General features: G+C 63.0%; 4 protein-coding genes. 1 reads left to right on the top strand and 3 read right to left on the bottom strand.

All coding sequences use genetic code 11. From position 1 onward, the window contains the following. Positions 1 to 185, top strand: a 185-nt coding sequence (locus tag BKY27_RS20460; protein WP_233491916.1) for a hypothetical protein, incomplete at its 5' end; no start/stop codon positions are given. Between the two features lie 312 nt (positions 186 to 497). Here the strand turns inward: BKY27_RS20460 and BKY27_RS19325 are convergent. The 3 genes from BKY27_RS19325 to BKY27_RS19315 form a co-directional block, all read right to left on the bottom strand. Then, positions 498 to 1,784, bottom strand: a complete 1,287-nt coding sequence (locus BKY27_RS19325; RefSeq protein ID WP_071676091.1) for an HlyD family type I secretion periplasmic adaptor subunit — start codon at positions 1,782 to 1,784, stop codon at positions 498 to 500. Next, positions 1,781 to 3,517 (bottom strand): type I secretion system permease/ATPase, encoded by a 1,737-nt coding sequence (locus tag BKY27_RS19320; protein ID WP_071676090.1) that lies wholly within the window; start codon positions 3,515 to 3,517, stop codon positions 1,781 to 1,783. Before BKY27_RS19320 ends, BKY27_RS19325 begins: the two co-directional genes overlap by 4 nt. Positions 3,518 to 3,614: 97 nt before the next feature. Further along, the gene (locus BKY27_RS19315) at positions 3,615 to 4,346 is read right to left on the bottom strand and encodes a hypothetical protein (protein WP_071676089.1); all 732 of its coding nucleotides are present in this window, start codon (positions 4,344 to 4,346) and stop codon (positions 3,615 to 3,617) included. Positions 4,347 to 4,851 lie beyond the last annotated feature (505 nt).

Raw genomic sequence — 4,851 nt, 5'->3', positions numbered from 1 at the left:
AAACCTCGCGTCTCCGCATCAGCCCCGCCAGCGACCCGACAGTGCATCTCTGCGCCGCCGGTGAAGGGGCTTTTACGTCCGCCCCCGAGTCTCCGCAAGCGAAAAATGACAGAAATACGAAAAAATTTCCGTCCGATCCGCGACGCAGTCCGGCGTCGCCAAACCGGCTGCTCGGGACGGCCTGAACCGCCGCGACGCCCCCCGCCGCGCCCTGCCTTCGTCGGCACGCGTTCGACCTTTGCAGTGATGCACATTCCGACCGCACGCACTACTCCCCTGGTCGCAAAAGGCGGAGATATTGCCCCAGCGACAAAGTGAAGGGTCAAATGCCGCGCGAACCGCCCGCAATTTGGGCGCTTTACGGGGTGCAGTTCTTGGTGCGGGACGCGGACAACTGGACGAATTGGCTGCCGACAGATCTGCCGCCTGCCCCACGATACCGCGCGTTGACCCCCTGCCGAAGCCACGACAGAACCGGACAAGGGCCGAGGGGGCCGTTAGTCCACTTCTCGCAGACTGCGGCTGAGGGCGTTGGCGATAGGGGCGACGAGATAGCTGATCACGCTGCGTTCCCCTTGCAGAAGAAAAACGTCGACCGGCATGCCGAAAGTCACCGTTGCGCGAATTTCCCGTGGCAGTGTGTCCCGCTCTACCGTGATCCGGGCGAGGTAGTGTGGCGTGTCCGAATTCTGCGAGGCCGGGACGACGTTGTCGGACACAGTCAGGACCGTGCCAAAAGCCGGGTCCAGACGCCGCGAATTGTAGCCGCGAAAGCGGATCTCGACGCGCTGCCCGGCCCGGATGTTTTCGATGTCGAGCGGGGAGATCCGCGCGGTGACGATGAAATCCTGATCTTGCGGCGTGATCTCCATCAGGATCTGTCCAGCCTGGATCACGTCATTCGGGGCGACGTTGACCTCTTGCACGCGGCCGCTGATCGGCGCGCGCATGTCGGTGCGGGTCAGGGCGTCTTCGATGACATCCAGCTCGCTCTCATGGGTGCTCAGCGCGTCTTGTGCGTCGGTCAATTGGGCGGCGGCGCGTTCGCTGTATTGCTGGCGCGCGCGGGCCAGTTCCGCCTGCGTTGACAGGGCGTCGCTACGGGCCGTGGCTATATCAGAGGCGATCTGGCCGAGAGAGGCCCGGATCTGGATCACCAGATCGCGCTGTTCGACCACGCGATTGGTCTCGACAATCCCGCGATCGCTGCCGTCTTGCATCCTGTCCAGCATCTCGCGTTGCAGAGCCAAGCGTTCGCGAAGCGCCGCTGCCTGATCTTGAAGCCCTGCGATCTCCTCGTTGATCTGGCCCTCCCGCTGGTCGAGGATTTCGACATTCGACAACAGGACGTTCCGGCGCTCGACAAACAGGGCCTGCTCTCTCTGCCGAATGGCTTCAGGCAGGCCGTCCGGGAAATCGACGCGATCATGCTGCCCGCGCTCGGCCAACAGGCGTGCGATGCGGGCGCCGGCCGAATCCACCCGGTCGCGAAGGGCCCGTCGGTCGGACAATTGTTGCAGCGGGTCGAGGCGCACGAGCGTGTCCCCCTCTTGCACCTCGTCCCCTTCAACCACCAGCACTTCGGCCACGATCCCGCCTTCGAGATGTTGCAGCCGCTGCCCACGTTCGACGGTCGCAACGACCCCCGGCGCGATGATGGCGGCGTCGATCCGGGCGAAGGCAGCCCATGCGCCAAAGCCCGCAAAGGTGAGGAAGATCACCATGACGCCCAACCACGCGAAGGCAGAGGCGCGGCTGAATCCCTGCGGCAAGGGGCGGGTCATGCTGTGCCTCCCTGCGCCTTGGGGGTTAGGGGCGTCCCGCTCTCGGTCGGGGCTTTCACCGCATCCGCGGTTTCCAGCAGCTTTTGCACAGCCCCTCTCTCCAGCACCATCACCTTGCTGGACGTGGCCACGAGGTTGCTGCGATGGGTGGCGACGACCACGGTGGTCTTGAGGTGGCGCAGCGCCATGATGCACTTGATCAGGGCCTCTTCCCCGGCGGTGTCGAGGTTGGAATTGGGCTCATCCAGGATCAGCAGTTTCGGAACCCGAAAGACAGCCCGCGCAAGAGCCACGCGTTGCCGTTGCCCCCCGGACAGGCGGTCCCCGTTATGGCCGACCTCGGTTTCGAACGCTTCGGGCAACCCCTTGATCATATCGTAGGCGCCAGACAGGTAGGCGGCGGCAATGATCTCTTTATCCGTGGCATCCGGCTGAAAGCGTGCGATGTTTTGCGCAACGGTGCCGATAAAGAGCGTGCTCGATTGCGGCATATATCCCGTCAGGGCCCCCAGTTGGCTTGACGGCCAATGGGCCAGCTCTGTTCCATCAAGGCGGATCGTCCCGGCGGCTGGGGTCAGCGTTCCGGCCAGATGGCGCAGAAGGGTCGATTTACCGGAGCCGCTGGTGCCCAGAACAGCAAGGCATTCACCGGGATCAAGGCTGACCGAGACCCCTTTCAACGCCAGATCGTTGGACCCCGGTATGCGGGCGCTGACCTTGTCGATTTCCAGCTTCCCGTGCGGTTTGGGGTGGGCCGTGCGGGCGGTATCCTGGGCGACCCTGACGAAGAGTTCGGACAACCGGCGATAGGATTGACGGGCCTGAATGAAGCCTCGCCACTGACCGACGGCCTGCTCCACCGGCGACAACGCGCGGCCCATCATGATGGACGCCACGATCATGATCCCCGGCGTGATCTGTTGATCAAGGGCCAGAAGCGCCCCGGTGCCTAGGATAGCGATCTGCAACGCCATCCGAATGAAGCGGGACAAGGCAAGGATACTGCCGGACCGATCGCTGGCGACGGATTGATTGTGCAGAACAGATTGGCGTGCCTCCGTCCATGTGTCGCGCAGGGCCGTTTCCATGCCCATGGATTGCACAAGGTCGGCGTGCGTCAGCGCGCTGGCCGCGAACCCATTCGCAATGCGGGCCGCCGTGGTAGCGTCGGTCAACGGTTTGCGGGTCAAAACCTCGTTCAGGATCGCGAGCAAGAAAATGGTCAGGGTTCCGATCAGCGCCACCAGCCCCAGATAGGGGTGAAAGAGAAAACAGATCAACAAGAACAGAGGCACCCAAGGCGCGTCCAGCAAGGCCAGCAGGCCCGGGCCGGTCAGAAATTCACGTATGCGCTCGGCATCCCGCAACAACGGCTCTGGGTTGCTTTCGGGTTCGGCAAGTTTCAATCGGAGGATGCGGTTGAACAGTGGGCGGGCGAGGCCAGCGTCGAACTCCAGCCCTGCTCGCACGAGGATGCGAAAGCGGATCATCTCCATCGCCGCGTAGGCCACAAGCAGGAATCCAGCGATGACCGTCAGCGCCAAGAGCGTTTCCTGGCTGCGGCTGGTCATGACCCGCTCGTAGACCTGTAGCATATAAAGAGGGCCCACGAAGGTCAGGAGGTTCAGGAAAAAGCTGAAGCCAAAGACGAACGCGACCCACAAACGCAAGCGCTTGCGGGCGGTGGCAAAAGTTTGGGCACCTGCGTCGGCGGCAGCGGAGGATTTGCGCACAGTCTATCCGGGCCTCGGCTTGTCTTGGGCAATCACTGGAATAGGGAAAACAGGCGACCGAAAGCCGCCTGTCTTGGTGTCGTCAAAATCGGGCCGATCAAGCGAGCGACAGCAGGCCGTCGGTCCCTAGCAGATCGCCAACCAGCGGCAGGCCACCGTCGCCGAGCAGGCCATCGGTCAAACCACCAAGATCGCCAACCAGCGGCAGACCACCGTCGCCGAGCAGGCCATCGGTCAGGCCACCAAGGTCGCCGACCAGCGGCAGACCACCGTCGCCGAGCAGGCCATCGGTCAAACCACCAAGGTCGCCAACCAACGGCAGACCACCGTCGCCGAGCAGGCCGATAAGTGGCTGGTCTCCTCCAAGGATTGACGCGACAAGGCCGTTATCCCCCAACAGGTCATCGACCAGATTGGACACGAGGCCATCCGGCCCAAGCACCGTATCAAGGACGACCTCGACAAGGCCACCATCTCCGGCCAGCCCGGGAACCAGCAAGTCGGGATTGTCAATCAGGTTGAGATCGCCAACCAGCGGCAGGCCACCGTCACCGAGCAAACCATCGGTCAAGCCACCGAGATTGCCCACCAATGGCAGACCGCCATCCAGCAGCCCCCCGGTCAGATCGCCGACCAGAGGCAGATCGCCGCCGCCCAGTAGATCTCCGACGAGCGGCAGATCACCGCCGAGGACATCACCGACCAGCGGCAGATCCCCCCCAAGAAGGGTGTCCGTCAGACCGCCAACGACAGGCAGGCCACCATCGCCCAGACCAAGCGGGTCGCCAGCGGTGCCCAACAGGTCGCCGACCGTATTATCCAGTGCCATTTGTCTCTCCATAACCAAAGCAATTTGTTGAGAGGCCAAGAGAAGACCGCTTGGAAGGAGCAAGCGAGCTGCTGCCCGGCGCTCGTCGAGATCAAGCGTTTGCATCGCGTCCCTTTTTGTTTGCCTCTTTTCACGGCGCGTTCGTGCGGAGCGCGCCCCGTGATCCAAACAACGTGGACGCCACTGGTGCCATTGGACTCCAGTAGGGGATGCGCCCGCAGGCCTACGACTTGGGTCGGGTATGGCGTCTCGGCGCCGGAAACCTGCCCTTTCGGACAGGTCGCTTTTGCAAAAATGTGCGACCTACGGGGGATTTCGGCAACGTTTGTGCGCCGGGGTGGCCAGCCGGGGCCATGTGGTCGCTGTCACCACCGCCACACCACTGCATGTGAGACGCCCCTTTCAGCGCAGTGGATCAAGGGGTGGATTAGGTCATGTTGACAAATGGCGGAGCCAGAGGCGGATCGATGTTATGTCGATGAAGCCCAGGAAACTCTCCGCCGTT

Origin of the sequence: Nioella nitratireducens, assembly GCF_001879715.1 — a bacterium.
Classification (GTDB): domain Bacteria; phylum Pseudomonadota; class Alphaproteobacteria; order Rhodobacterales; family Rhodobacteraceae; genus Nioella; species Nioella nitratireducens.
Note: the sequence above shows the minus strand (reverse complement) of the source record. Positions and strands in the feature narration are given on the sequence as shown.

Bases quoted from the DNA above. Each gene is read 5' to 3' on its own strand.
- BKY27_RS19315 (WP_071676089.1), bottom strand. From the start codon at position 4,346: ATGGCACTGGATAATACGGTCGGCGACCTGTTGGGCACCGCTGGCGAC.
- BKY27_RS19325 (WP_071676091.1), bottom strand. From the start codon at position 1,784: ATGACCCGCCCCTTGCCGCAGGGATTCAGCCGCGCCTCTGCCTTCGCG.